Genomic DNA, 26,007 nt, shown 5'->3' with positions numbered 1-26,007 from the left:
CTCGGCGAAACGGTATATGCATTGCCGTGAACCGACCAAAAGGAGGTGTTCGATGAACGCCTACACGGTGTCCCGGCTGGCCCTTGATGCCGGGGTGAGCGTGCATATCGTGCGCGACTACCTGCTGCGCGGATTGCTGCGGCCAGTCGCCTGCACCACGGGTGGCTACGGCCTGTTCGATGACGCCGCCTTGCAGCGACTGTGCTTCGTGCGGGCCGCCTTCGAGGCGGGGGTCGGCCTGGACGTGCTGACCCGGCTGTGCCGGGCGCTCGATGCGCCGGATGCGGGTGAAGCGGCGGTGTGGCTCACCGAGCTGCGCCAACTCGTCGAACGGCGACAGCGGGCGCTTGCGGGCCTGGAGGTGCAGTTGAGCGCGCTGCGTGCCGAGGTCGCCCGGCAGGAAGGGGCGTTGCCATGAACGGCCCCGAGCGCAAGCCCATTACCGGCTACCTGTGGGGCGGACTGGCTGTGCTGACCTGCCCCTGCCACCTGCCCATCCTCGCCGTCGTGCTGGCCGGTACGACCGCCGGCGCGTTCCTCGGCGAGCATTGGGTCATCGCGGCGCTCGGTTTGACCGGCTTGTTCCTGCTGTCCCTGTCGCGGGCGCTGCGGGCGTTCAGGGAAAGATCATGAGCACTGCCAGATTGACGGATGATTTCCTTGAGATTGCTCAGAAAGCCACTGCTAGCAAACAATACAGCAATCCCCGCACAAAGGAGTCATCATGGGCAGGAAGGAACCCGACGAAGCGATTGCAGATAGCCGCACCGGCCTGCGCGTAGACCTGACAATAGGGGATAAGAATGACCGAACCGAAGAGCCTTGAAAACTGGCTGTATGAGAAGGCAGGCCCCGCCTATGACGCCTTGAAGGCCGACCCGGCCCGCGCCGCCACGCCTGACCAGGTGCGTTACACCCTGGCCGAGCTGCTGGCCGAGGCCGAAGCCGCCGGCGGATATCCACTGCCGCCGGAACAACGCGAATGGGTAGATGCGCCGGCCGTTGGTCGCGAGTGGCCGGCCTGTGATGCCTTGGAAGCTGACCAGGTGCGCGCACGCCTACATGACGACGCGATGGTCGAAACGTTCCGCAAAGACCCGGCCTATGCCGTGGAACTGCTGAACAGCATCCTTGAGGATGGCGACAAGGGCGAGCTACTGATTGCACTTCGCCAGATGACGAAGGCTGCTGGCCGTGAAATGCTGACACCGTTTGACCCGGCCAAATGGCTGACCAGCACCGAGACCGTGGCCGCGTTCCTGGCCGAAGCCGAGGCCACCGGCGACCAGGCCTATGTCGAGCACGCCCGCGCAGTTGCAGCGCGGGCCAAAGTCATGCACGGCATCGAGTAGGGAGCTGGCCAGCATCGCCATTCCTGACGGTGCTGCAGCACCATGTGCGCGACTTGGTGCGCGGGGATCTCATCGCCGGAAATGACGATGCGAGATCCACGCCAAGGGGAAAAGCCAGAGCGGCCGTCATGGTCCGATCTGGCGATGCTCGAGCACGCCGGCGCACATCGCCGGCTATGACGATGCAGGCCCGGAAACGACAAGGGCGGCCACTGGCCGCCCTTGCTGTTCCTGGTGCGCGTGCCTACGCGGCACGGAGTGACTGCCGCACCGCCTCCAGGGCCTCGCGGAAGTCAGCAGGCGTCGCCCGGCCCGTCTCGGCCTGGTAGAAGACGACCATGAAGGCATTGGCGACGGCCTCGGCGAGCGGCCCTAGCTGCCGCGCTGCGTCCTGGTCGAGCCAGTCGAGCGCGGCGAGCTGCACGGCTGCATGATGAACGGCCTGCGTTGCATTGGTAGGATTCAGGGTTGCCATGATTCACCTCTCTAACAGGTGGGTTGTGGAAGTGTCGGCCGGCCCCACGCCGGCCGGCGCGCTTATCGGCTGCCGGTGCCGTAGAAGCCGGCGGCCTCGGCCAGCGGCGTGCTTCTCGCGCTGCTGCCGTAGCTGCTGGCGTTGCCGCCCGACCTGGCCGCCGGCTTGGTGGCCTCAATGACGGGCGAGGCGGGTCGATCAACAAAGGCCGCAACTTCTGCCGCGGGGTCTGCATCAGTCGATTGATCGTCGACCGGCTCAACCTCAACCGCCTGTGCCTGGCGCTGCTCGGTAGCGGCAAGGTCCAGGCAATCGAAAAATCCTCTCGGCGTCATCGTCATACCTCCTTGTCGCGGTTGGCGAACGTGGCCACTTCATCATCAGGATCAGCAGCAGCCGAATCGGCCCCTGCCAGGCTGTTGCCGCCGAAGCTGGGCACATCCTCGGCCGCCTGGTCTGTCTGGCTGCTCGCCCGGATCGCGGCGGCGATCTTTCCGCCAGTGGTGTCGGCGATGCGTTCGGCAGCGGCGTCGCGGATGCTGGCCGCCTTGGCCTTCGCAACGTCGCCAATGCCATGCGCCAGGTTCGCAGCCGTCGCCGCGAGAAGGCTGCCCGCACCTTGGCCGGCCTTCGAGCTGCCGGCGTCGCTGCTGGCCTTCGAGCTGGAACCGCTGCCCGAGCTGTCGGCGTGGCTGGTCTGCTGTGCCACCTTGCTCTGGCCGCTGCTGCCCGAACTGCTGGAGCTTCCCGAGTTATAGAAGCCGGCCGCCTGGCCGAGCGGCGTACTTGTGCCGGCACTGGAACCGCCGCCACCAAAGCCCGCCGCCTGCGCGAACGATCCAGCATCGGAATCACCGCCAGCACCACCACCAAACATGGGCATTCCGCCCGATTCGCCACCGGCGCTGGCCCCTGCTTTCTCGAACGCTGCTTTAATCGCCGACATGCCGCCGGCGGCCGAGGCTGCACCGCCCATCACGGCCGCGCCAGCCACGCTTGCCGCTCCGGCGGCCATGCTCGCCGCGCCCATAGCCGCACCGATGGCGGCACCTGCACCGAAGTTGCCGATGCCACCAGCGCCACCGATACCCGAGCCGGTGATGATGCCGGCGACAAGCGGGGGCACGCGATTGACCAGCATGAGCAACGCCACGCAGAAAACGAGCATCACGCCCAGCTCTTCAAAGTTCAGGGTGCCGGTGTTCATCCTGGCGTAGAAGCTGGAAAGCAGGTCGTTCCCGATGCCGACCAGGAGCACCATCGTCATGATCTGCACGGCCACGCCCAGCACGGTCTTGTAGTAGTTGATCGCCATGTCTGACGTCCAACGCGAGCCGCCGAAGCCAAGGAAGAAGATACCGGCGTACATCAGCAGCCAGCCTGACACGAGAAGCAGCAACATATTCACGGCGACAACGGCCAGCAGGATCAGGATGCCGACGCTCAAGGCCACACCGATGAAGCTATCCACGGGCGACCAGATCGACGAGTTCCTGAATGCCTGCTTCAAGATCATGAAGCCAATATCCACGATGCCCGAGGGTGTCACCGACGCCACCCCAGACGCCTGCTCACCAAGCCGGGCCAGTGACTGGATGATCGAGTTGGCGAAGGTCGGGCCATAGCGCAACAGCCAGAGGAAGAAGCCGAAGAACAGGATGAACCTGATGAACTCGGCGAAGAACTCGCCAATGTCGGCCTTGCGCAGCGCCATGAAGCCGAACGTGAAAACCAGCGAGATCGTGCCCAGCGTCCAGAACAGGAACATCGCGGCATTCATCACCACCGTCTGCCAGGACGTGGCCCGCGTGGCGAACTCCGTCACCACCTGGTCAAGCATCCCTTGGTTGGTGAGCTGGGCCGACGCGGCGGTGGAGTAAAGCGCGAGGGCGACGCCGATCAGCGCCGCCTTGTGCAGTGCTTTCATGGCTTCGCCTCCTTCTGGTCTTTCGGGTCGGCCAGTTCGAGCCAGTTCATGGGCTTCTCGGTCGGCGCGATGCCGCCGGCGGCCGGCGACCGGCGCGAGCACAGCCCGGCGAATTTCTCGCGCGTGGCCCTATCCTCGATCTTCGTGATCGCCTCAATCTGGCAATTGGTGTCATTGACCTCGGGCATGGGCGGGATGGCTGGCTTGTTGTCGCAACCAGCCACCAGCACCACCACGAGGCCGGCAAGCAGCATCGTATTCTTCATGGTGCAGGGCCTCCGTCAGCGGGTCAGTTCGAGCCAGTTTCTTGGGTTGGCCGTGCGCTCGATCCTGGATTCCCTGGAAGTCGCGCCGGCGGCCTGCTGTTGCGCCTCTACGTCGGCCTGCGCCTGCATCCTGGCGGTCGCGGCGTTCTGCTGTGCGATCAGCAGGCCACGGATTTGCAGGAGCTGGTTTGCCTGGTTGGCGGCGAGCTGGTTGGCGTAGCCGATGGCCTGCATCTGCCCGGTCGCGCCCTGCGCGGCGGACTGGAGCCGTTCGAGCTGGCGAGCATCGGCGGAAAGGTTGCGCTGCTGTTGCTCCAGGCCCTTGAAAAGCGCGTCGTTCGCCTTCTTCTGACTCTCGCTCGCCAGGCTGCGGTTTTGCTCCATCGCGGCGCGCTCGGCATCCGAGCACCCGGCGGCCGAGAAGCACGGCGAACCACGGTAGTAGGCCACATCCTGGAACTTGCCCAGGTACGCATCGACGCTGCCGAGCTGATTCCGGTAGTAGTTCAGCGTGTCGGTGGCGGCCATCAATCCGTTGATGGTGGACTGCGCCTGATCCCAGATATACGCGGCCGGGGCCATTGTGTTTTGCAGCATGTTTTCGTACTGCTGCAACTGGGTCTGGTACTGCTCGATCTGCTTGAGCGTCTGCGCCACCGACTCGATGGCCGTCATGACGTTTTGCACCAGGTTGCCGCCGTCGATGACGGGGATGCCTGCCTGCGCCGGGGTGATGATGATGCTGCCGGCCAGAGCGGCGGCGAGCGCGGTTTTAGCCGCTAAAAAACGGACGTGCTTCATGGTCGCAATCTCCATTCGATGAAAGAAAGGCAATGCCTTGACCAAGCTCGCGCTTGCCCACGGCAAGGTTTCATCGAAGAGCTACGCCACTAGCTAATCGGTATCGCCCTTGGCACTGAGGCCCGGGCTTCGGTGATTCTGTTCTCGGCCCTTACGGGGTGTCCCTGGCCTTATGCGTTCTCCCAAGAGTTGATAACGCCCAGGCTGGCGGCCTGGAAGGGGCTTGTGTCGCGTGCAGCACACGGTAATTTAGCTGCTAAAACTCTCAAGGTTCGGCCCTCGGCTGCACCACCGACTTCATGAGCCGGCTCATTTCGTCCTGGGTGGCCTCGATCCGACCCAGCAGGGCAAGGATCGTGGCATCGCCGAACCGGGCTGTGCGCGGATCGTCGGTCAGCCATAGCTTGAGCAATCCGCCCAGCCGGCCAAGGTCGCCATTCACTCGCACCAACTCGCGCACATAGTGATAGTCCATGACACCCCTGACCTGGTAGCCCTGGCCTACGTCGCGCAGGTAGCGCGCCATGCTGATTCCCGCCATCTTGGCGTTCGCCTCAATCAGTTCGCGTTCTTCTGGAAGGCAGTACACCTTGATCGGTGGGCTGCCCTTCCTGGTGATTCGATTCTCGTCGCCCATTTGTCCTCCAACCGGCGGTAGCCGGCAGCCTCGCAGAGCAGGATGCCCGTTGAGCGCCCCGCGCGAATAAGGGACAGTGAAGAAGGACAACCGGCTTGCCGGTGGGCCTACTTCACACATCCTGCCCGCCTTACGGCGTTGTTTTTGTCTCGTATGACTCATCGAATTTCGCGCTGTAACCGCACCATTGCTTCGCAACAGCGCGCCAGCAGCGAGAAAACCAACGGAAATTGCCAACGTCCGTGTGCTTGCAGCGATCCAAGAGGCCGGTAACAGCGTTTCAGCCATGCGCTTGCAGCGATTGAGCATGGGACTTTGCTCACTTCGTGCCCTGACCCGTGGAGCCAGGCGGCGCATTGGTGATGTGCTGGCGAACGTATTTCAGGAACGTCTCATAGCGGAAAGGGATTCGCCCAATCTCGCGCATGTGCTCCCAGATGATCTTGAGCGCGTAGCCGGCCTCCATCGCTTCCTTCACGTCCGCGCGCGCCGCCATGAAAGCGGCCAGGTAGTCCCTGCGCTTTATCTGCGAGGTCTGCTGCTGATGAGCGAGCCGTGCGGCCAGCTCGTCTGGATAGCTGCTTTCTGTCGTCGCCATGTCCGTAAACCTCCGTTATCAACTGAACTACTCCGAAGGTTACGGAGTGCCCGCCTACACAACATTCCAATAATTGGCCGAAACGGTTGACATGGAGCCGATGACACTGGCACGCGCATCGAAATAGGGATGGCAGCCCATTCGGCACGGAAGGTTGAACGCCAAGAGGGAGGCCGAGAGAATCCCCCGCCGCTCGGCCCCTCAAGTGTCAAAGAGTGGATCACATCGTCAGAGGCGGCGATGCGAGCTCGAGCGCCGGCGGCCGCCATCGTCGGAACTGACGATGGGGCCCTCGGTGCATCGTCGGATGTGGCGATGGTCGACCGTGGCCCGGACATGGCCAGCCTCGCCGGAAATGGCGATGCTGCAGCTCGACGTGTGCGCGAAAGAAGGGCCGGCCTCATGACGTGACCGGGAATGGATTTGAACTGTTGTATGTTGTAGCGCGCTACAACATACAACATACAACATACAACACCTGCCTATTGACACTTGAGGGGCGCAGCGTTTTAGCCGCTAAAAGAACCGCCCGGAGCTGCCCCCCCTTCTGGCGTACAACTCAACGGCCGAAGGCCGACCATCGGCAAGCGGCAAGGGCTTGGCGTCGCCCTAAAGGGCGGCGGCAAGCACCGCGCCTAGTGGATGATCTTGGAAGATCATGGATGGAATTTGCGAACTAGCCGCAAGCCCGCGCCGTTGCTGTGTTTTCCGGTTTGAGACGGGGAACGTTGCTACGGGTGAAGGGGAACATTGCTACGGAGTTTGGGGAACGTTACTACGGGCTTCGGCCTGCCAATTTCCCACTTCCCTGCCGCATACTCGCTGACCTTCCAGCCCACGGTGGCAAGCTCGGCCAGAGCCTTGCGGGCCTTCTGGCGGCGCTTCTTCATGGCCTCGGCGTTCGCCTCGTCCGGCCAGACGTAGCCAGAAAGGGTATCGAGTTCCACGCGCCCGGCTTTGCCGGGATCGATCCAGCCGCATAGCCGTTGGTGAATCAGGCGGGCCGGGTCGGTTTGTAGCGCCCGCACCTCGGCCATCTCGATGCGGGTATACGGGCGCCTCCCAAGAATCGCCTCCGCAATCTGGGGATTCAGCGCGACGAACAACCGCCCGTCCTCCTCATTGAAGGCGTAGCTCATCAGGTGAAAAGACCTTTGCCTGCTTCCCTTGCTGACTACCACCGTCACGTTTGCCATGCGCAGCAAGCTCGCCTTGATCGCCCTGATATTGTCGCCGCCATCGGTCAAGCCGATTTCGCCTAGCAGGCTGGTCATACTCTCTCTCACGACCAGCGCATCCTGCCCTACCGCGTCGAACTTCGGCTCAAGGAATAGACGGAGTTGCTTCGGCAAGTCCGCTGTTGGCTCTGGCGTCAGGATGATGCCCTTCGGTCCTCCAAGAGCCACAAGACCTTGCAGCAGCCGCATGTCATCAGCACCAAGAGGCTCGAAGCCGACGAACCGCGCTTGTTCATTTTCGGCGTAGTGATACGTCACATCGAGCTTGAGCCTCTTCCGTTCGCCGCGCTTGAGACTGCGGAACAAGCCGGGGACCAAGCAGTGCATTGGATCGTGCCTGGCATGGGTGAGGTCAAAAGCCATCGCCTCGCCTCCGACCATCACGTCTTTCCTCATTCCTGCTGGCCTCATACAGCTCCACCGGCACCAGCACGCCGCCGGCGTGCCGCATGTACCAGCGATCAAGCGGCGTGGCGTCGTAGTTCTGCTTGCTGACGCCGAAACGCACGAAGTAGCCGCGCCGCTCATCGCCGATGGGCTGCCGGTCATGGGCGCGGTCGCTGAGGCGCTTCGCCTCGTCCTCGGTCATGCGGGCGACGTAACCGCACCACCTGGCGTTGTCGATCAGCGCGGACGCGCCACGCGCGGCCTGCTGCTGGTCGGTCTGCCCTTCGCGGGCGCTGCCCTTGCTGACGTGGTGCAGGTAGAGCACGGATGCACCCGTGGTGGCAGCAACGTGCTCCAGTACGGCCACGAGGTGGGCCATGTTGCCGTTGCTGTTCTCATCGAGAGTGTGAATGCGGCTCAGGGTGTCCAGCACGATCAGCCGCGCCCCGGCACCGTCCTCAATAACGCGGCGCAAGTGGGCCTTTTTCATGATGTCCAGGCGCTTGCCCATGATCGGCTCAAGCGCGAGGTTCTCCGCGATGGCTTGACGAGCCGCGTGCCCGAGGTGCTGGCCGATGGCATGAATGCGCCGCACAAGCGCGGGCGGTGGGTCTTCCCCGGCCAGATAGACCACGCGCCCGGTGTGCGCGGGAGCAAGTCCCACGAGGTCGCCGCCGGCCACGCTGCATGCGATGCTCATGGCCGCTTCCAGCGCCCAGAAGCTCTTGCCAGTGGCCCCTGGGGCGACGAGCGCGCCGACGGTTCCCGCGAGGAAGCCCGGCCATATGAAGTCCAGCACCGGCGGTTCATGCTCGAACGCCGCCAGTACATCAATCGCCATGACTCAGTTCCCCGTTCCGTACAGGGACTCGTCGCTCAATGCCTCGGCGATCTGCGAGGTTCGGAAGTAGACCCGCCGGCCGATCTTCAACCGAGCCTTGTTGATCCGCTGCGTCCACTCGTTCGTCGCGCGCAGGCTGATCCGCAATCCATCAGGCGATCGATCCAGGACAGAGGCGAGCTGCGCCATGCTCAGCAGCGGGCCAAAGCGTTGCAGCAGCGTGTCTTCTATCGTCATTGCGTAAACCTCCGTTATCAACTGAATTGCAACGAAGGTTAGGCGCTATTGGGGGTTGCCTACATCTTATTAGTTGTCCAAAATGGTTGACATGAAGAACGATCCAACCATTGTCATCTGGGAAGGCTGCGATCCCACTGTCTCGGAAGCCATCGAGCAGTTTGAGGATCGCTGGCGGCCGTATTCCGCCTCCTCGCGGCGCTACCCCATCGTTGGGCTGATACAGGAACTCATTGACCCCGCCGTGGCTGCGTACACGGCGACGCTGCCACAACGCTACTTGGGCCATATCCCCGGAGCAGGGACAGGGGTGGGCCTCAGCGGGATCATTCGACTGGTTGGACTTGATGCGATGGTTCGCATGCAGCGGCAGTTGCTGCGCCAGTTCATCAAAACGGAGGATAGGCAGACGCCAAGAGATCGGCGGTTTGTTGCGACACTCGAATCGTTGATTGGGCTTGTATGGGACTGCGCCTGCAAACGGCCGGTGAAGTCGAAGGTGCGCGACACCCGACTGAATGGCGAACGCCTCCAGGGGTTCTGCCGGTTCTGCGGATCACTCGCCGAGCTGACCTCATTCGCCGGCGGGAGCGATGATCCGAAGGCGGACGATCCAGAGGAAAAGCTTCGACTAAGCAGCCTGTATTGCCTGGATCACCGGCCTAAATTGCCGAGCGGCGCATGGAACCCTGTCTACAGACAAGCAAGGCGATCCCTCGCGCAATTCGACCTCGAACTGGCGAGACTCAACCAGCAATGCGCGAAGCCGGCCACTGCCCAAGTGAAATCGGGCGATCAACTGGTTGACAGCTACTTCTTCCACTATGTCGCGGGCCAAACCTTACAGCCGGCGGACAAGGCAGAGCTGCGCAATCAAGCACGGCTGATGGTGGACTCGAAGCTATCGGATCGCAAAAAGCAGATGCTGATGCTCCAGTGGTCTGGACTCAATCAGTCGGAGATTGCGCGAAAGCTCGGCATCGAGCGCCAAGCGGTATCGAAGGCGCTGGCGGCGATCCCCGCAATGTTCCGCTTGAGTACAAAGCCGCGCTCACGGCGTCAACCTAATTGACCAACTAATAGGACGAAACAATCCGCATTGCCAGGCACCATCAGGCACATGTTCGCAAGTGACTGAAAGAGGCCAGGGGATGCAGGCAACGACAAGCAAGACGCTCATCAATCGGAAGAAGCTACTGGCGATGATCCCGCTGTCTGAGCGCACGATCTTCAACATGGAGCAGCGCGGGGAGTTTCCGCGCCGGATCGCACTCACCAGCCGAAACGTCGCCTGGGACTTGGCCGAGGTCGAGGAATGGATAGAGGCGCGGAAGTCGTCGGGCACTCAGGCCATGCGCCCTGGCTTCACTCCGTCTGCCGTGGCCGGCGGCTCTGCTGCCCCTTTTAGCGGCTAAAACGCTGCGCCCCTCAAGTGTCAATGAAACCCGAGGCCATGCCTCGATGCTCAGGCGGCGCTGCCTAACCTGCCTTCGTCTGGTTTACACCTTCGGCCGTCTCAGCGTCCATTCGTCGATCATGTCCGCCCAGTCCTGCAACATCGCCGTGCGCTGCTCGCGGTACTCGGCCTTGTTGTAGACGGCCCTGACGCCTCTCTGCTCGTGTGCCAGGCACTTCTCGATCCAGTCCGTGTTGTAGCCGGCTTCATGCAACAACGTGCTGGCCGTGCGCCGCAAGTCATGTGGCCCGAACTTGGCGAGCGACCGCCCCTCCTTCTGCGCCAGCCGATACGTCAGCGTCAGCACCTGGTTGAGCGTGGCGCTGCTCATGGGTAAATCCGAGTCATACCGCGACGGAAGCACGTAGTCCGATCCCCCTGCGAAGGTTTTCAGGGCAATGAAGATGTCCAGCGCCTGCCGGGACAGGAACACCAGGTGCGGATTGCGCCGCTTCATCCGCTCCTTCGGGATCGTCCAAAGCGCGTCGCTGAAATTGATCTCGCTCCATGTCGCGTTAGTCAGCTCGCTCTTGCGCACCATCGTCAACAGCAGCAGCTTGGCCGCCGCCCGAATGGATGGCGCTGTGCCGATGCGCTCCATGTACTGGTACATCAGGCCGATCTCGTCGGGCGTCAGCGCACGGTCGCGCGGCTCGAACTTGGCAATGGTCGTCGGGCGCACCAGCTCGGCCGGGTTCTCGACCTTCTGGCCGCGCTCGATGGCCCAGCGAAAGACCTGGAGCACCACCTCGCGGACATGCACGGCTGTCGCCGGCGCGCCGCGCTCGACGATGGCATCGGTCAGCGCGCGCAAGTCTTCGTGGGTGATCTCCACCAGCTTCTGATTGCCGAACTTCGGCTTCAGCTCGCGCTCGTAGACCGAGCGGCGCATGTCGCGGGTGGAGTCGGCCATCTGGTAGCCGCGCAGCCACTTTTCCGCCCAGGCCCCGAACGTCTCCGCGTCCTTGACGCGGGCCTTGTCCCGCGCCTTTTCCTTGGCCGGTGACTTCCCGGCCGCGACCATCTTCTTGGCCTCGCCCAACCGCTCGCGGGCTTCCGCCAAGGTGATGCCGCCGACACCGTAGCGGCCGAAGGTGATGGTCTCCTGCCTACCGTGGATCGAGTAGTTGTAGCGGAACGAGATCGCTCCGGCGGCCGTGACGGCTACATAGAGGCCGTCACGGTCATTCACCTTGTAGAGCTTGTCCTTCGGCTTGAGGTTGCGCAGCTTGGTATCGGTCAACATGGTTCTCGCCCTGATTCAGCTCAAATACCATGATCAGAAAACCGGCCCATCCTGGCGTAAAACAACAATTAAATCATCGTCTTACACAAATTCGATACCATGAACATCCGCAAGGTGGTTGCATGGTATTGGCGACTTCTCATGGCATAGAAGCATTCAATGCCATCCATCATGCCATGAAAAAACGGTGCTTGGCGATGCCAAATGTTGCCAGGCGGTGCTGAACGAAATCACAAAAAAGCCCGCAGTGACGCGGGCTTAGGTGTGTTTTAGTGCTACTAGATGCCAGCCAGTGCCAGACGCCGGATCACTCCCACTCAATAGTAGCCGGCGGCTTCCCCGAGATGTCGTAAACAACCCTCGACACCCCCCGCAACTCATTGATGATCCGGTTGCTCACCGTACCCAGGAACTCATACGGCAGATGCGCCCAATGGGCCGTCATGAAGTCAATCGTCTCCACCGCACGCAGCGCAATCACCCACTCATAAGCCCGCGCGTCACCCACCACGCCCACCGACTTCACCGGCAGGAACACGGCAAACGCCTGGCTGGTCTTGTCGTACAGATCGGCCTTGCGCAGTTCATCAATGAAGATGGCATCGGCCTTGGCCAGCAGCTCAGCGTACTCGCGCTTCACTTCGCCCAGGATGCGCACGCCCAGGCCCGGGCCCGGGAACGGGTGGCGGTAGACCATGGTACGCGGCAGGCCGAGCTCAACGCCCAGGCGACGCACTTCGTCCTTGAACAGCTCGCGTAGCGGCTCCACCAGGCCCAGCTTCATGTGCTCCGGCAGGCCGCCCACGTTGTGGTGGCTCTTGATCACATGCGCCTTGCCGGTCTTGCTGCCGGCCGACTCGATCACGTCCGGGTAGATGGTGCCCTGCGCCAGCCACTTGGCGTTCTTCAGCTTGTTCGATTCTTCGTCGAAGATCTCAACGAACAGGTTGCCGATGATCTTGCGCTTGGCTTCCGGGTCGCTCACGCCTTCCAGCGCGGCGAAGTAACGGTCGGCGGCGTTCACGCGCACCACCTTCACGCCCATGTGCTCGGCAAACATTGCCATCACTTGGTCGCCTTCCTGCCAGCGCAGCAGGCCGGTATCCACGAACACGCAGGTCAGCTTCTCACCGATGGCCTTGTGCAGCAGCGCGGCCACCACGGACGAATCGACGCCGCCGGACAGGCCCAGGATCACTTCGTCATCGCCCACCTGTTCGCGTACACGGGCGATCTGGTCGTCGATGATGTTGGCGGCGGTCCACAGGGTCTGGCAGCCGCACACGTCCACCACGAAGCGGCGCAGCAGCGCCTGGCCCTGCAGGGTGTGGGTCACTTCCGGGTGGAACTGCACGCCGTACCAGCGCTTTTCTTCGTTGGCCATGGCGGCCACCGGAATGCGGTCGGTGGTGGCGGTGATGGTGAAGCCCGGCGGCGCGACGGAGACGTGGTCGCCGTGGCTCATCCAGACATTCAGCTTCGGCTCGCCGCCGTGGTCGCTCAGGCCCTTGAACAGCGCATCCGGGTTGATCACGTTCACTTCGGCGTGGCCGAATTCGCGCTGGTCAGCGGCTTCGGTGGCACCGCCCAGCTGCGCGGCCAGGGTCTGCATGCCGTAGCAGATGCCGAAGATCGGCAGGCCGCTGTCGAACACTTCCTGCGGCGCGGCCGGCGCACCCGGCAGCGTGGTCGATTCCGGGCCACCGGACAGGATGATGCCCTTGGCGCCGAAGCCGGCGATCTCGGCCGGGTTGTGGTCCCACGCCCAGATTTCGCAGTAGACGCCCAGCTCGCGGATGCGGCGGGCGATCAGCTGCGTGTACTGCGCGCCGAAATCGAGGATGAGGATCTTGTCGTTATGGATGTTGGTCATGGTGCCGTTCCAGTGGTGTTTTTCGCAGCGCCCGGCGCTTCAAGGCTCTGCGTCAGCGTGGCGATGAACGCCTCGCGTTGTTGAATATGTGAGGGGTCTTCCTCGTCCCAGCGCAGCATCAGCAGGCCATGCGGTGCGTTGGGGTTGGCGCGGTCAGCGCGCGGCAGCTCGGCGATTTCCTGCACTTCGGTGCCGGGCACGATGCGCCGTTGCATGGCGTGCATCGGGTAACCGGAATCCACGGCATTGCCCCAGAAAGCGGACTGCGCGCTCATCCGTTTCGGCTCCAGCGGCCCCAGCTCGGCGGTGACCACGGGGTCTTCAAGCCTGTCACCCAGATCGGTAACGCACCGCAGGATGACCTGCAGCGGGCGCTCGCCGGTGCCTTTCAGCAGCCAGCGCTGCTCGCCAGCGGCCTGCACCTGCCAGCCCTTCGGCAGCGAGAACGCGTTCTGGCACGCCTGTACGTCCTGCAATTGCGAAACCGCCGCGCCCGGAGACCCGGAGCGCGGCGGCGGTTCGGACAACGAACAGCCTGCCATCAGCAGGCTGCCCGTAATCGCAAGAGCAGTTCGCAAGCGCATCAGGCGCGGTAGTTCGGCGGCTCTTTGGTGATGGTCACGTCGTGGACGTGGCTCTCACGCTGGCCGGCGCCGCTGATCTTCACGAACTTGGGCTTGCTGCGCATGTCTTCGATGGTGGCGCAGCCCACGTAGCCCATGGTGGCGCGCAGGCCGCCCATCAGCTGGTGGATGATGCCGCCCACCGGGCCGCGATACGGCACGCGGCCTTCGATGCCTTCCGGCACCAGCTTGTCGGCGGTGGCGGCGTCCTGGAAGTAGCGGTCCTTCGACCCCTTCTCCATGGCAGCCAGCGAACCCATGCCGCGGTAGCTCTTGTACGAACGGCCCTGGTACAGCTCGGTCTCGCCCGGCGATTCCTCGGTACCGGCCAGCAGGCCACCGACCATGATGGTCGAGGCACCGGCGGCCAGCGCCTTGCCGATGTCGCCCGAGTAGCGGATGCCACCGTCGGCGATCAGCGGGATGCGGTCCTGCAGCGCTTCGGCCACCAGGTCGATGGCGGTGACCTGCGGCACGCCGACGCCGGCGACAACGCGGGTGGTGCAGATCGAGCCCGGGCCGATGCCGACCTTGACGGCGTCCGCGCCGCTGTCCAGCAGCGCCAGTGCGGCTTCGCCGGTGCAGATGTTGCCACCGATGACCTGCACGTTCGGGAAGTTCTTCTTGACCCAGCTGACGCGGTCCAGCACGCCCTGCGAGTGGCCGTGCGCGGTATCGACCACGATCACGTCCACGCCGGCGGCGACCAGCGCTTCCACGCGGCGATCGGTATCGCCACCGACGCCGACGGCAGCGCCGACCAGCAGGCGGGTCGACAGATCCTTGGCAGCGTTCGGGAAGTCGGTGTTCTTCTGGATGTCCTTGACGGTGATCAGGCCACGCAGTTCGAACGAATCATTGACCACCAGCACCTTTTCGATGCGGTTGCGGTGCAGCAGCTGCAGCACTTCGTCGGACGCGGCGCCTTCCTTGACCGTGATCAGGCGATCCTTCTTGGTCATGATGTGGCGGACCGGATCGTCCAGCTCGGTTTCGAAGCGCATGTCGCGGTGGGTCACGATGCCGGCCAGCAGGCCGTCGCTGCCCACCACCGGCACGCCGGAAATGTTGTGCGCCTGGGTCAGGGCCAGCACGTCGCGGATGGTGGTTTCCGGGCCGACGGTGATCGGGTCGCGGATGACGCCGGCCTCGAACTTCTTGACCTTGGCCACTTCCGCGGCCTGCTGTTCCAGGCTGAGATTCTTGTGGATGATGCCCATGCCGCCGAGCTGGGCCATGGCGATGGCCAGGCGGGCTTCGGTGACGGTATCCATGGCTGCGGACAGGATCGGAAGCTTCAGCTTCAGGTCGCGAGTCAACCGCGTTTCGAGGTTGACGTCCTTGGGCAGGATGGTCGAATGGGCGGGGACGAGCGAGACGTCGTCGTAAGTGAGTGCTTCAGCCTGGATGCGCAGCATCGGCATACCCGAGATGTGGGGAAGCGCGACATTTTACCCTGTTTTCGCGCCCTGTGGCAGGGGGTAGATGCGACGCAGTGTCGCGCGGGCGGTGATTGGTTCAGGGGAGGCTGCAGCCTGCTCTCAGGGTCTGGAACCTACCCTCGGTGGGTGCGGACCGTTGGTCCGCCCTGGAACTGCCTTTGGTGGGTGCGGACCGTTGGTCCGCACTCTCTCTCAGACACCAGTGCCCCAGCAGGAGCCCCACCCCTCTGGCATTGTGCCGACCAACGGTCGGCACCCACCAACGGCAGATATCCCCAACAGCAGGTCAGCTCAGCGCTTCCGCCGCTTCCAGGGTGTTCTGCATCAAGGTGGCCACGGTCATCGGGCCCACGCCACCCGGCACCGGGGTGATCCAGCTGGCCCGCTGGGCAGCCGCCTCAAACCCGACATCACCCACCAACCGGCCGTCATCCAACCGGTTGATGCCGACATCGATCACCACCGCGCCCGGCTTCACCCATTCGCCCGGCACGATGCCCGGGCGGCCCACCGCCACTACCAGGATGTCGGCGTTGCGCACGGCCTGTTCCAGCACGTCCTTGGGGGTGAACTTGTGGCAGCTGGTCACGGTGCAGCCGGCAATCAGCAGTTCCAGGCCCATCGGGCGGCCGACATGGTTGCTCACGCCCACGATGGTGGCGTTGCGGCCGCGCACCGGCTGGTCGGTGTGGCCCAGCAGCGTGGTGATGCCGCGCGGGGTGCACGGGCGCAGGCCGAACTCGCGCAGGGCCAGGTGGCCGACGTTTTCCGGGTGGAAGCCGTCCACGTCCTTGCGAGGGTCGATGCGCTGGATCAGCCGGCGCGCGTCGGGAATGCCCGGCAGCGGCAGCTGGATCAGGATGCCGTTGATCTTCGGATCGGCATTGAGCTGGTCGATCAGGTCGAGCAGCTCGGCTTCGGTGGTACCGGCCGGCAGGTCGTAGTCATGCGCTTCGATGCCGACCTTCTCGGCGGCGCGGCGCTTGTTGCGCACGTACACGGTCGAGGCCGGGTCGCCACCGACCAGCACCACGGCCAGGCCCGGACGGCTGCCACCGGCCGCCACGCGGGCGTCAACGCGCACCTTCAGGCTGTCGAGCAGGTCCTCGGCGATGCGGCGGCCATCAAGGATGCGGGCAGGATGCTGGGGGGCGGAATCGGTCATCGGGAGCGGGCGTGGGGCGGCGGGGACGCTATTGTCCCCGATTCAGGCCCCCTCGCCCACCGCAGAATGGGGTCCTGATGGGGTCGGATCCCTTTGCCACAGGCAAAGGGCTCTGACCCCGGGGTGACGCGAATTGCCAACCCCCGGTAGTGCCGGCCGCTGGCCGGCAACCTCACGATGTCGGAAGGTTTCCGCATCTGCCGGCCAGCGGCCGGCACTACCGACGGGTGGTGCGCTGAGGTTGCCGGCCAGCGGCCGGCACTACCGGGGCTATTCTTCCTCTTCCGGCACATCCTGCGGGTTCAACGTCTTGCTCTCGCGCTTGGGCGCGGTGAACGGCGTCGGCGTCGGTACGCCCTGCGGGCTGTTGCCGTAGATCATCCGCGCGCCGGCATTCAAGCCACCGCCGGCAATCTCCAGCTCGAAACGCTCGGCGTCGCGGCGACGGATCTGCTCGGCAATCTCAATCGCGTCGTCTTCGTCCGCCCCCAGCTCCACCAGCGCGGCCTGGCCAAACAGCACCGCCGATTCAAACGTCTCGCGGATCTGGAAATCGACACCGGCATGGATCAGCCGCAGCGAATGCTCGCGGTCGAACGAACGCACCATCAGCTTGGCCTGCGGGAACTCATGCGCCACCAGTTCAACGATGCGATCAGCCGCTTCGGCCTTGTCCACGCACACCGCAATCGCACGGGCGGTCGCGGCGCCCGAGGCATGCAGCACATCCAGACGCGTGCCATCGCCGTAATAGATCTTGAAGCCGAAGCGCGCGGCGCTCTGGATCATCTCCACATCGTTGTCGATGATGGTCACGTCCACGTCGCGCGCCAGCAGCGACTGGCTGGCGACCTGGCCGAAGCGGCCGAAGCCGATCAGCAGCACGCTGCCGGACAGGCCGTCGGCCTCGTCCACGCCGTCCATGTTCACCGTCGGCTTCGGCGCGATGCGTTTGTAGACCAGCACCACCAGCGGGGTCAGCGCCATCGACAGCACCACCACGGCGGTGAAGTTGGCATTGATCTCCAGATCGATCACGCCGGCCGATGCGGCGGCGGAGAACAGCACAAAGGCGAACTCGCCACCCTGCGCCATCAGCACGCCACGATCCAGCGCCTGCGCGTGATCGCTGCCCATCACGCGCGCGACCACGTAGATGCACAGCGCCTTGGCCGCCATCAACGCCAGCACCAGGCCGAGGATCAGCTGCCAGTGCGCGGCCACCACGCTCAGGTCCAGCGCCATGCCCACGCTGAGGAAGAACAGGCCGAGCAGAATGCCGCGGAACGGTTCAATGTCCGCCTCGATCTGGTGGCGGAAGGTCGACTCGCTCAGCAGCACACCCGCGAGGAACGCGCCCATCGCCATCGACAGGCCGGACAGCTGCATCAGCAGCGCGGCGCCCAGCACCACCAGCAGCGCGGCGGCGGTCATCACCTCGCGCGCCTTCGATTCGGCCAGCACGCGGAACAGCGGGTTGAGCAGGAAGCGGCCGACCAGCACCAGGCCAACGATGGCACCGACGCCGATCGCCACCGACAGCCAGCGAGAACCCTCGCCGTCGGCACTGCCCGCGCTCGGGCCCATCCACGCCACCAGCGCCAGCAGCGGCACGATCAGCAGGTCTTCGAACAGCAGGATGGAGACGATCTTCTGCCCCGACGGCAGCGCGATGTCGCCGCGCTCGGCCAGCAGCTGCATCACCACCGCGGTGGAGGTGAGCACGAAGCCGGTGGCGCCGATGAAGGCCACCTGCCATGGCAGGCCGAACAGCTTGGCGATGCTGGTCAGCACCAGCGCACAGGTGACGATCTGCAGCGTGCCCAGCCCGAAGATTTCCTTTCGCAGGCTCCACAGGTGCGAGGGCCGCATCTCCAGGCCGATCACGAACAGGAACATCACCACGCCGAGCTCGGCGGTATGCAGGATGGCCTGCGGGTCGGAGAACCAGCCCAGCCCGAACGGTCCGATCGCCAGGCCAGCGGCGAAGTAGCCCAGCACCGAGCCCAGGCCGGCCCGGCGGAACAAAGGCACCATCACCACCGCCGCGCCCAACAGGGCCACGACCTTGACCAGCTCGCTGGTCGCTGCTTCTACCGCCATGCGGTGTTTTCCCCAAAATCCAGAATCGAGTTCAACAATAGAGCAATGCCGATGACGGCAATAGCACGCATGTTGCGCCGGATTGTCTTGGAGGTGGAACGATGCCGGGGACAGACCCCAACATCATCCCGAAATCATGTACCCGCTTCGTTGGGTGCCAACCATGCACCCGCTTCGGTAGGTGCCAACCTTGGTTGGCACAAGAGCGCCGATCAAGGTCGGCATCCACCAATGCACTCCCCGGCCGGGTTCACCCACCCCGGCAGAACGCGGCGTAATCGATATACCCCGGGAACGGCACGCCCGGCGCGCACACCGGGCAGTGCGGGTCCGGCCGGATGCCGGTCTCGCGGAAGCGCATGCCCAGCGCATCGAAGCGCAGCAGGCGCCCCACCAGCGGCTCGCCGATGCCAAGCAGCAGCTTCAGCACCTCGGTGGCCTGCAGCACACCGGCCAATCCCGGCAGCACACCCAGCACACCGGCCTCGGAACAGTTCGGCGCGAACTCCGGCGGCGGCGGCTCCGGGAACAGGCAGCGGTAGCACGGCGCCACGCCACGCTGGCGGCCAGCGTCAAACACGCTTACCTGGCCATCAAAGCGCTCGATGGCGGCATACACCAGCGGCTTGGCGTGCTTGATGCAGGCGTCGTTGAGCAGGTAGCGCAGCGGGAAGTTGTCCGACCCATCAAGCACCACGTCCACGCCCTCCAGCAGCGCATCCACGTTTTCGGAGGTGACCCGCTCCGGCACCGCCTCGACCTCGATCGACGGGTTCAGCGCCAGCAGCCGCTCACGCGCCGAATCGACCTTGAGCTGGCCGACGCTGGCTTCGGTATGCACGATCTGCCGATGCAGGTTGCTGCGCTCCACGCGGTCATGGTCGGCGAAGCGCAGGTGCCCTACCCCGGCGGCGGCCAGATAGAAGCCGGCCGGCGCGCCCAGCCCACCCGCGCCCAGCACCAGCACGCGCGACTGCTGCAGCGTGCGCTGGCCGGCCTCACCCACCTGGGGCAGCAGCAAGTGGCGTGAGTAGCGATCAAAGAAATCGCGGTCGGCGGCGCTGGCCAGCGGCTGCATCAGCGGCAGCGACTGCTCGCGCCAGGCCACGGTGCCGCCCGTCACGGACGCGACGTGGGTGTAGCCGGCCTCCTGCAGGAACTGCGCGGCATCGGCCGAGCGCTTGCCGCTCTGGCAGATCAACAGGATTTCCTGGTCGTGCCGCGGCAGATGCGCGGCCGGGTCGGCCTGCAGCTCGCCCTTGGCCACGCCGCGCGCACCCTCGGCCATCCCGCCGGCCCGTTCGTGCGCCTCGCGTACATCGATCAGCACCGCGCCATGGGCCAGGCGCTCGCGTGCCTGCGCGGGGGAAAGCTCTTGGATGCTCATGGCCGCATTATCGCGCAGACACCCTCGACGCGCCTTGCCCCGAACATGGCACCATGCGGGCGTTGCTCCCTGCATCCCGGAACCGCTGCATGCGCTCTGCCACCGAATTCTGGCGTGACCCGCGCATGCCCTTCGTCGAAAGCCGACGGGCGTGCGGCAGCCGCGCCTGCCATCGCCCGCACAGCCATGACACTTTCTCGATCGGCGCCGTGGACGCCGGCAGCAGTGTGTTCACCGGCGCGGCGGAAGGACCGCGCCTGCTGCAACCCGGCAATCTGGTCGGCGTACCCGCAGGCCGCGTGCATGCCTGCAACCCCCTGCCCGGCCAGGTCTGGAGCTACCAGATGTTGCACCTGGATGCGCGCTGGATGGCCGAAGTCCGCGCCGAGTATGACGGCCTGCCCGGACCCGACTGGCAGCAGGAACCCATCCGGATTTCCAGCCATCGCCTGCGCTACCAGCAGTACTGCCAGCTCAACCAGACGCTGTTCTCCGACGATGCGGTCAGCGTCAAGGAAGCAGCCCTGATCGCGTTCGTCGGCGATCTGGATGAACACGATGGTGTAGCCGTCGCTGGCCCGCCTGAAGATGCCGCATTGCAGCAGCGAGTGCAGCCGGTGATGGACGTTCTGCGCCAGCGGCTCGAACACACCCCGGCCCTGCAGGAACTGGCATCGCTGGCAGGCATGAGCCGCTACCAGCTGATCCGCGCCTTCCGACGTGCCACGGGCCTGACGCCACACGCCTGGCAGATCGACCAGCGCATCCAGGAGGCTCGCCGACGGTTGTGCGAAGGCCAGGCACTGGCCGTGGTCGCGCATGCATTGGGGTTCGCCGACCAGAGCCATTTCCAGCGGGTCTTCAAGGCCCACGCCGGTGCGACCCCGGGCCAGTACCGGCGCTGAGCCTGCAATAACGTTCAATACCATCGCGCGGCGCATCCCCACACTGGCGCCCCCGCCAGCCTCCGCCGGACCCGATGGAACAGTTCCTGGTCATCGCCACCGTACATTTTCTCGCCCTGCTCTCACCCGGCCCCGACTTCTTCCTTGTTGCGCGCACTGCGATCACTTCTGGCTGGCGCACCGCCAGTGGCGCCTGCGCAGGCATCGCCCTCGGAAATGGCGTCTTCATCGTGGCCGCTTTCACCGGAATGGCCATGCTGCGCGCAGGCAGCGCAGGGTTCATTGCGGTGCAGTTGGCGGGCTGCGGGTTCCTGCTGTACCTCGGCACGCTGTTCCTGCGCCATGCGGGCTCGACGACGCTGCAGGCATCTGACGCTGCCGCCGGATCGCGAGCGGACGGTGCCCACGGATGGTGGAAGGCGGCAGGGCTGGGCGCCCTGTCTGCGCTGCTGAACCCGAAGAATGCGCTGTTCTACGCAACGTTGGCGGCAATGCTCAACGGCCCGCAGGCCGGCGCCGCAACGAAGTTCTTCTATGGCGCGTGGATGTTCGGCATCGTCCTGCTTTGGGATCTGCTGGTAGCCGCGCTGGTCGGCCACCCGTGGGTGCTGCGTCGGTTCGCACGCGCCCTGCCCTGGCTGGAGCGGGCCGCAGGGCTTCTGATGATCGCACTGGCGCTATGGATCGTCGTGTCGCTGTGGGTGGGCTGATGCCGGCGATTCGCGCCTGTCGCAATAGCGTTCAATACCGCGCGTCCGCACCAGCCCACACTCGGCACTTTCTGTAGGTCGGTGGCAGGTTTACGTGCAGCAGTTCTTCATCGTCGCGGTGCTGTACGGCTTCGCCATGCTCCTGCCTGCTTCCAATCACGCGAAGATCCTGCGCACCGCAATGGGCGCGGGCGGGCACGCCGCCATGGCCGCGTCGTTCGGTATCGCCACCGGTACGGGCGTCATCTGCGCCACGGCTTTCGTTGCAGCGGCCATGCTGGGAAACCGCGGCCTGTGGACGCTGGCGATGCAGTGCACGGGCTGCCTCCTGCTGCTGCGCCTGGCGGGCATGTGCCTGCGCGATGCCGGGCTGACCCCCCTCTCTCCGCTTTCCCTGCAGATGCCCTGGGGCCTGAGGGCCCGCTCCCGTTGGCCGCACGCCGAGGCTGGATGCCTGTTGGCGCTCGCCAGCACCAGCAACTGGATGCTGCAGTTCGCGTTGGCTGCCCTGCTTACCGGCCTCGTTGCCGACACTGGCACCAAGGCCGCTTACGTGGCCGGCCTGAGCGGCGTCGCGCTGTCGCTCGGCCTGCTGATGGCGTGGCTCGGCAGCCATCCGCGCAGGGCACAGGGGTGTTGCCGATTGCTTCCATGGCTGGAGCATGCCGCGGGCCTGCTGATCGGGGCGGTGTCGGTGGCGTACCTGGCAGGTGCACTGGGTACGACCCTGGTCTGGGCAAGCATCACGGGGCAGGTGCAGCTGCCGGAATCGATCCCCGCCACAAGCCAGGTGCAACCGGCTTCAACATCGCGGCGCGGCCGGGGCATGCCATGCGCGTTGCCGCATTGCCGCGCTCGTCGCAGCAGTCCGCCATGATCGAGATCTGTAGATACACGGTAGTGCCGGCCGCTGGCCGGCAACCTCGTGAACACGCCAGGCATCATCGGGTTGCCGGCCAGCGGCCGGCACTACCACAAACAAGAAAGGCGGCCCTGCGGCCGCCTTTCTCTGCATCACTTGCCCTTGACGTGCTTCATCAAGCGCCGCTTGGCCTTGACCTGCCGCTCGGTGAGGACGTTCTTCTTGCCCTCGTACGGGTTGGTACCCTCGCGGAAGATGAAGCTCACGGGCGTGCCGATCAGCTTGAAGCGCTTGCGGAAGAAGTTCTCCAGGTAGCGCTTGTACGATTCCTGCAGTTCCTTCAGGCGCGTGCCATGCACGATGAAGGTCGGCGGGTTGGCGCCGGCCGGGTGCACGTAACGCAGCTTGGAGACATGGCCGCGGATGGTCGGCGGCGGGTTGGTCTCGTACGCCACTTCCAGCGCCTTGTTCACTTCGCTGGTGGTGAAGGTCTTGTTCGCCGATTCGTGCGCGCGGTGCACCGCACGGAACAGCTCACGCAGGCCCGAGCCATGCTTGGCCGAGATGCGCACGGACTCGGCCCACGGCACGAAGCCCAGCTTCAGCGACAGCATGGTTTCGGCCTGCTCGCGCTGGTACTCGGTCAGGCCATCCCACTTGTTGATGGCGATCACCAGCGCGCGGCCGGCGTCGAGCACGGCACCGAGCACGGTGGCGTCCTGGTCGGTCACGCCTTCGGTGGCGTCCAGCATCAGCACGGCCACCTGGCACTGCTCGATCGACTGCATGGTCTTGACCACCGAGAACTTCTCGACGACCTCGTCCACGCGCGAACGACGGCGCAGGCCGGCGGTGTCGATCAGGCGGTACTCGCGGCCATCACGCTCCAGGTCCACCGCGATCGAGTCGCGGGTGGTGCCCGGCACGTCGGAGGCGATCATGCGCTCCTCGCCGAGGATGCGGTTGACCAGGGTGGACTTGCCCACGTTCGGGCGGCCGACGAAGGCGATGCGGATGCGGTTCGGATCGTTGTCCAGCTCTTCGCCGCTGCCTTCTTCCGGCAGGCGCTGGACCACTTCGTCCAGCAGGTCGTCCAGACCCTGGCGGTGCGCAGCCGACACGGTCAACATCTCGCCGAAGCCGTAGCGGGCGAACTCCGAACGCACGGTGTCCTCGTCGGTGCCGTCGATCTTGTTGATCAGCAGCAGCGTCGGGCGCGACAGCTTGCGCAGCCAGGCCAGGATCTCGTCGTCCATCGCCGAGGTACCCTCACGGGCATCGACCACGAACAGGATCAGGTCGGCTTCCGCCGCAGCGGCACGGGCCTGGCGGGTGGTAGCCCCTGCCAGACCCTCTTCCTCTTCCGCGATACCGCCGGTGTCGACGACGAGGAAATGATTGTCCTCGTCCAGACGGCAGACACCGTAGTTGCGGTCGCGGGTGACGCCGGGCTGGTCATGGACCAGCGCGTCACGGGTGCGCGTAAGCGCATTGAAAATAGTCGACTTGCCGACATTCGGCCGTCCAACCAGGGCGACCAAAGGCAGCATCGCGATTACTCCAATTTTTAATTTGCCAACCGGAAGGCGGTCAGCTTGCCATCAACGTTCTGCACCAGCAGCACCCCGTCTACGACGATTGGCTGGGCCAGCAGGGCGTCACCGCCGCTCTTTGCCCGTGCCGCCATCGCACCATCGGAGGTCTGCAGCCAGTGCACGTATCCCTTGTAGTCGCCGACCACGACGTAGTCGCCGTGCAGTGCCGGGCCGGTCAGCGAGCGACGGGCCAGTGCGGTCTGCGACCACATCGCCGCACCGCTGGCCTTGTCCAGGCCGAACACGCCGCCCTTGTTGTCGGTGACGAACACATTGCCAGACGAGACCGCCACGCCACCGGCACCGCCATGGTCGCGCGCCCACAGCGGGCGACCGGTCGGGCCTTCGATGGCCATCGTCTGGTTCTTGAAGCTGCTCACGAACAGGGTGTTGCCATCCAGCACCGGCGCACCGTCGACATCGGCCATGCGCTCCAGCTCGGTACGGCCTTCACCGTTGCCCACATTCTGTTCCCACAGGGTGCGGCCATCCTGCTGAGCCAGGGCGGCAACCGCGCCCTCGTCCTTGCCGATGAACAGCACGCCCGGGCCGGTCACCACCGGCGCGTTGCCACGCACGGTCAGCGCCGGCAGCTCGCTCGGGTTGAACCACTTCTGGGTGCCGTTGCCGGCATCGAACGCGGTGATGCGGCCGTCATTGCTGCGCACGTAGACCGCGCCCTGGGCGATGGCCGGCGCGGCGATGACTTCACCCGGAACACGGGCGCGCCACTTCTCGCTGCCGTCGTTGATGTCCAGGGCGATGACCTGGCCATCGAGCGTGCCGATCACGACCAGGTTCTCACCGACCCCCGGGCCGCCGGACAGGCGCAGCTTGGCCTTCTTCTTTTCCTTCTTCGGCTCCCAGGTCCAGACCTTCTTGCCGGTCTGCAGGTCGATGGCGTGCACGCCACCGGTGAGTGCCGCAGCGAACACGTGGCCGTTGGCCACGGCCGGGCCCTGGCGCACGCCGATGCGGCGCTCGCCCTTGCCGAGGTTGACCGACCAGGCCTTGTTGACCTTCACGGTCGGCTCGAACTTGACCAGCTCAGCCGGTTCCTGTGCCTTCTTCGCGGCCGCGTCCTTGCCGGCGAACCAGCCCTTCACGGTGCTGCAGCCGGTCAGGGCCATGCCCATCAGGAGCACGGTGGCGACGCGGGTGATCATGACCTTCTGACTCATCAAACCGACTCCGCAGGGGCGGCAACGGTGCCGCCGGCGTCCATAACCTTGGTTTCCAGCAGGCGCCGCTGCGGCGCTGCCACGTCCAGCGACTTCAGCGCTTTCTCATACTGGCCTCGGGCGTCATCACGCTTGCCCTGCGCCATCAGCGCGTCGCCATGGATTTCCAGGCTGCTGCTGTCGGTGGCGCTGCCAAGCAGCTTGATCGCCTCGTCACTCTTGCCGGTGGCCACCAGCAGGCGGGCCACACGCTGGTCGACCACGCGCTGCAGGTCACCTTCGACCTTCACGCCGCGCAGGGTGGCCAGGGCTTCTTCGTTCTTGCCGGCGTCGACCTGGGCCTTGGCCAGCTGCAGCGCCGCGAGGTCGCCGTAGATGCTGGACGGGCCGGCTTCGAGCGCCTTGACCGCCTTGGAGGCGTCGTCGAGCTTGTTCTGCTGCAGGCCAACGAGCGCCTTCTGGTACTCGACATTGGCCGAGGCCAGCTTGCCGCCCTGATCCTTCTGGTACCACTGCCAGCCGGCAATGGCACCGATGGCGATGACTACGCCACCGAGGATGCTGGCGCCATTCTTCCGCAGCCAGCTGCGGACGCGTTCACTTTGTTCGTGCTCGTCGAGCAGATCGTCGATCGCCATGCGTACTCTCGCCCCGCCCATCGGGAGGGACCATTGGGATTAATCGAAGGTGGTGAAACCGC

The 26,007-nt window shown here is 64.9% G+C and carries 28 protein-coding genes; 8 read left to right on the top strand and 20 right to left on the bottom strand.

What is annotated here, in order from left to right:
- Nucleotides 1-52: 52 nt before the first annotated feature.
- The 3 genes from merD (at nt 53) to ACZK33_RS10100 (ending at nt 1,352) form a co-directional block, all read left to right on the top strand.
- Nucleotides 53-418 carry a mercury resistance co-regulator MerD gene (merD, locus tag ACZK33_RS10110; RefSeq protein ID WP_022579743.1) on the top strand — a complete coding sequence of 122 codons (366 nt, stop codon included), beginning with the start codon at nt 53-55 and terminating at the stop codon, nt 416-418.
- Nucleotides 415-633, top strand: a complete 219-nt coding sequence (merE, locus tag ACZK33_RS10105; protein WP_022579744.1) for a broad-spectrum mercury transporter MerE — start codon at nt 415-417, stop codon at nt 631-633. Before merD ends, merE begins: the two co-directional genes overlap by 4 nt.
- Nucleotides 634-1,046: 413 nt before the next feature.
- Nucleotides 1,047-1,352 carry a transcriptional regulator gene (locus ACZK33_RS10100; RefSeq protein ID WP_223276974.1) on the top strand — a complete coding sequence of 102 codons (306 nt, stop codon included), beginning with the start codon at nt 1,047-1,049 and terminating at the stop codon, nt 1,350-1,352.
- Nucleotides 1,353-1,596: 244 nt separating this feature from the next.
- On the opposite strand, the gene ACZK33_RS10095 is transcribed toward ACZK33_RS10100, so the two are convergent.
- The 10 genes from ACZK33_RS10095 to ACZK33_RS10050 form a co-directional block, all read right to left on the bottom strand.
- Complete coding sequence (locus ACZK33_RS10095) at nt 1,597-1,827, bottom strand: type I toxin-antitoxin system ptaRNA1 family toxin (protein ID WP_000212713.1); 231 nt, start codon at nt 1,825-1,827, stop codon at nt 1,597-1,599.
- A gap of 62 nt (nt 1,828-1,889) precedes the next feature.
- On the bottom strand, nt 1,890-2,168 hold the full coding sequence (locus tag ACZK33_RS10090) for a hypothetical protein (RefSeq protein ID WP_031294481.1): 279 nt from the start codon (nt 2,166-2,168) through the stop codon (nt 1,890-1,892).
- Nucleotides 2,165-3,754 carry a P-type conjugative transfer protein TrbL gene (trbL, locus tag ACZK33_RS10085; RefSeq protein WP_022579747.1) on the bottom strand — a complete coding sequence of 530 codons (1,590 nt, stop codon included), beginning with the start codon at nt 3,752-3,754 and terminating at the stop codon, nt 2,165-2,167. Before trbL ends, ACZK33_RS10090 begins: the two co-directional genes overlap by 4 nt.
- Complete coding sequence (gene trbK, locus ACZK33_RS10080) at nt 3,751-4,020, bottom strand: entry exclusion lipoprotein TrbK (protein ID WP_022579748.1); 270 nt, start codon at nt 4,018-4,020, stop codon at nt 3,751-3,753. The genes trbL and trbK overlap by 4 nt, the downstream gene beginning before the upstream one ends.
- Nucleotides 4,021-4,035: 15 nt before the next feature.
- Nucleotides 4,036-4,836: a P-type conjugative transfer protein TrbJ gene (gene trbJ / locus ACZK33_RS10075; protein WP_428999623.1), complete on the bottom strand. Its 801-nt coding sequence runs from the start codon at nt 4,834-4,836 to the stop codon at nt 4,036-4,038.
- A gap of 250 nt (nt 4,837-5,086) precedes the next feature.
- Nucleotides 5,087-5,458, bottom strand: coding sequence for a conjugal transfer transcriptional regulator TraJ (gene traJ, locus ACZK33_RS10070; RefSeq protein ID WP_022579750.1), 372 nt, complete (start codon nt 5,456-5,458; stop codon nt 5,087-5,089).
- Nucleotides 5,459-5,777: 319 nt separating this feature from the next.
- Nucleotides 5,778-6,056 carry a TraK family protein gene (locus ACZK33_RS10065; protein WP_022579751.1) on the bottom strand — a complete coding sequence of 93 codons (279 nt, stop codon included), beginning with the start codon at nt 6,054-6,056 and terminating at the stop codon, nt 5,778-5,780.
- 731 nt (nt 6,057-6,787) lie between these two features.
- A complete protein-coding gene (repC, locus tag ACZK33_RS10060) occupies nt 6,788-7,657 on the bottom strand; it encodes a replication protein C, IncQ-type (RefSeq protein ID WP_031754834.1) in 870 nt (289 codons plus the stop codon).
- A complete protein-coding gene (locus tag ACZK33_RS10055; RefSeq protein ID WP_022579753.1) occupies nt 7,647-8,522 on the bottom strand; it encodes a helicase RepA family protein in 876 nt (291 codons plus the stop codon). Before ACZK33_RS10055 ends, repC begins: the two co-directional genes overlap by 11 nt.
- A gap of 3 nt (nt 8,523-8,525) precedes the next feature.
- Entirely contained in the window at nt 8,526-8,759 is a 234-nt protein-coding gene (locus ACZK33_RS10050; protein WP_022579754.1) for a hypothetical protein, read from the bottom strand.
- A gap of 82 nt (nt 8,760-8,841) precedes the next feature.
- Between ACZK33_RS10050 and ACZK33_RS10045 the strand changes: the two genes are divergently transcribed.
- Nucleotides 8,842-9,831, top strand: coding sequence for a hypothetical protein (locus ACZK33_RS10045; protein ID WP_024008120.1), 990 nt, complete (start codon nt 8,842-8,844; stop codon nt 9,829-9,831).
- 79 nt (nt 9,832-9,910) lie between these two features.
- A complete protein-coding gene (locus ACZK33_RS10040) occupies nt 9,911-10,174 on the top strand; it encodes a helix-turn-helix transcriptional regulator (RefSeq protein ID WP_022579756.1) in 264 nt (87 codons plus the stop codon).
- 84 nt (nt 10,175-10,258) lie between these two features.
- Here ACZK33_RS10040 and ACZK33_RS10035 read toward each other — a convergent pair whose 3' ends face one another.
- The 7 genes from ACZK33_RS10035 to moeB form a co-directional block, all read right to left on the bottom strand.
- Nucleotides 10,259-11,461 carry a tyrosine-type recombinase/integrase gene (locus ACZK33_RS10035; protein ID WP_022579757.1) on the bottom strand — a complete coding sequence of 401 codons (1,203 nt, stop codon included), beginning with the start codon at nt 11,459-11,461 and terminating at the stop codon, nt 10,259-10,261.
- Between the two features lie 307 nt (nt 11,462-11,768).
- Nucleotides 11,769-13,334, bottom strand: coding sequence for a glutamine-hydrolyzing GMP synthase (guaA, locus tag ACZK33_RS10030; protein ID WP_012479957.1), 1,566 nt, complete (start codon nt 13,332-13,334; stop codon nt 11,769-11,771).
- The gene (locus tag ACZK33_RS10025) at nt 13,331-13,810 is read right to left on the bottom strand and encodes a hypothetical protein (RefSeq protein ID WP_315974081.1); all 480 of its coding nucleotides are present in this window, start codon (nt 13,808-13,810) and stop codon (nt 13,331-13,333) included. The genes guaA and ACZK33_RS10025 overlap by 4 nt, the downstream gene beginning before the upstream one ends.
- 107 nt (nt 13,811-13,917) lie before the next feature.
- Nucleotides 13,918-15,375, bottom strand: a complete 1,458-nt coding sequence (guaB, locus tag ACZK33_RS10020) for an IMP dehydrogenase (protein WP_005409308.1) — start codon at nt 15,373-15,375, stop codon at nt 13,918-13,920.
- A gap of 310 nt (nt 15,376-15,685) precedes the next feature.
- Nucleotides 15,686-16,564 carry a bifunctional methylenetetrahydrofolate dehydrogenase/methenyltetrahydrofolate cyclohydrolase FolD gene (folD, locus tag ACZK33_RS10015; RefSeq protein WP_049402332.1) on the bottom strand — a complete coding sequence of 293 codons (879 nt, stop codon included), beginning with the start codon at nt 16,562-16,564 and terminating at the stop codon, nt 15,686-15,688.
- Between the two features lie 270 nt (nt 16,565-16,834).
- Complete coding sequence (locus tag ACZK33_RS10010) at nt 16,835-18,667, bottom strand: monovalent cation:proton antiporter-2 (CPA2) family protein (RefSeq protein WP_423175525.1); 1,833 nt, start codon at nt 18,665-18,667, stop codon at nt 16,835-16,837.
- A gap of 250 nt (nt 18,668-18,917) precedes the next feature.
- A complete protein-coding gene (gene moeB / locus ACZK33_RS10005) occupies nt 18,918-20,054 on the bottom strand; it encodes a molybdopterin-synthase adenylyltransferase MoeB (RefSeq protein ID WP_423175523.1) in 1,137 nt (378 codons plus the stop codon).
- An 89-nt stretch (nt 20,055-20,143) separates the two neighbouring features.
- Here moeB and ACZK33_RS10000 point away from each other — a divergent pair, with 89 nt between their 5' ends.
- The 3 genes from ACZK33_RS10000 (at nt 20,144) to ACZK33_RS09990 (ending at nt 22,546) form a co-directional block, all read left to right on the top strand.
- Complete coding sequence (locus ACZK33_RS10000; protein WP_423175521.1) at nt 20,144-20,959, top strand: helix-turn-helix domain-containing protein; 816 nt, start codon at nt 20,144-20,146, stop codon at nt 20,957-20,959.
- Between the two features lie 74 nt (nt 20,960-21,033).
- Nucleotides 21,034-21,669, top strand: a complete 636-nt coding sequence (locus ACZK33_RS09995; protein WP_329810502.1) for a LysE family translocator — start codon at nt 21,034-21,036, stop codon at nt 21,667-21,669.
- A 94-nt stretch (nt 21,670-21,763) separates the two neighbouring features.
- Nucleotides 21,764-22,546 carry a lysine transporter LysE gene (locus ACZK33_RS09990; RefSeq protein WP_423175520.1) on the top strand — a complete coding sequence of 261 codons (783 nt, stop codon included), beginning with the start codon at nt 21,764-21,766 and terminating at the stop codon, nt 22,544-22,546.
- Nucleotides 22,547-22,683: 137 nt separating this feature from the next.
- Here ACZK33_RS09990 and der read toward each other — a convergent pair whose 3' ends face one another.
- From der to ACZK33_RS09975, 3 genes are read right to left on the bottom strand one after another with little or no spacing between them, the layout of a single operon-like run.
- Nucleotides 22,684-24,081 carry a ribosome biogenesis GTPase Der gene (gene der / locus ACZK33_RS09985; protein ID WP_049453247.1) on the bottom strand — a complete coding sequence of 466 codons (1,398 nt, stop codon included), beginning with the start codon at nt 24,079-24,081 and terminating at the stop codon, nt 22,684-22,686.
- Between the two features lie 17 nt (nt 24,082-24,098).
- Nucleotides 24,099-25,307: an outer membrane protein assembly factor BamB gene (gene bamB, locus ACZK33_RS09980; RefSeq protein WP_032130494.1), complete on the bottom strand. Its 1,209-nt coding sequence runs from the start codon at nt 25,305-25,307 to the stop codon at nt 24,099-24,101.
- Nucleotides 25,307-25,945 (bottom strand): YfgM family protein, encoded by a 639-nt coding sequence (locus tag ACZK33_RS09975; protein ID WP_032130493.1) that lies wholly within the window; start codon nt 25,943-25,945, stop codon nt 25,307-25,309. The genes bamB and ACZK33_RS09975 overlap by 1 nt, the downstream gene beginning before the upstream one ends.
- Nucleotides 25,946-26,007 lie beyond the last annotated feature (62 nt).

Source organism: Stenotrophomonas sp. 86156_Sma, from assembly GCF_056481625.1.
Note: the sequence above shows the minus strand (reverse complement) of the source record. Positions and strands in the feature narration are given on the sequence as shown.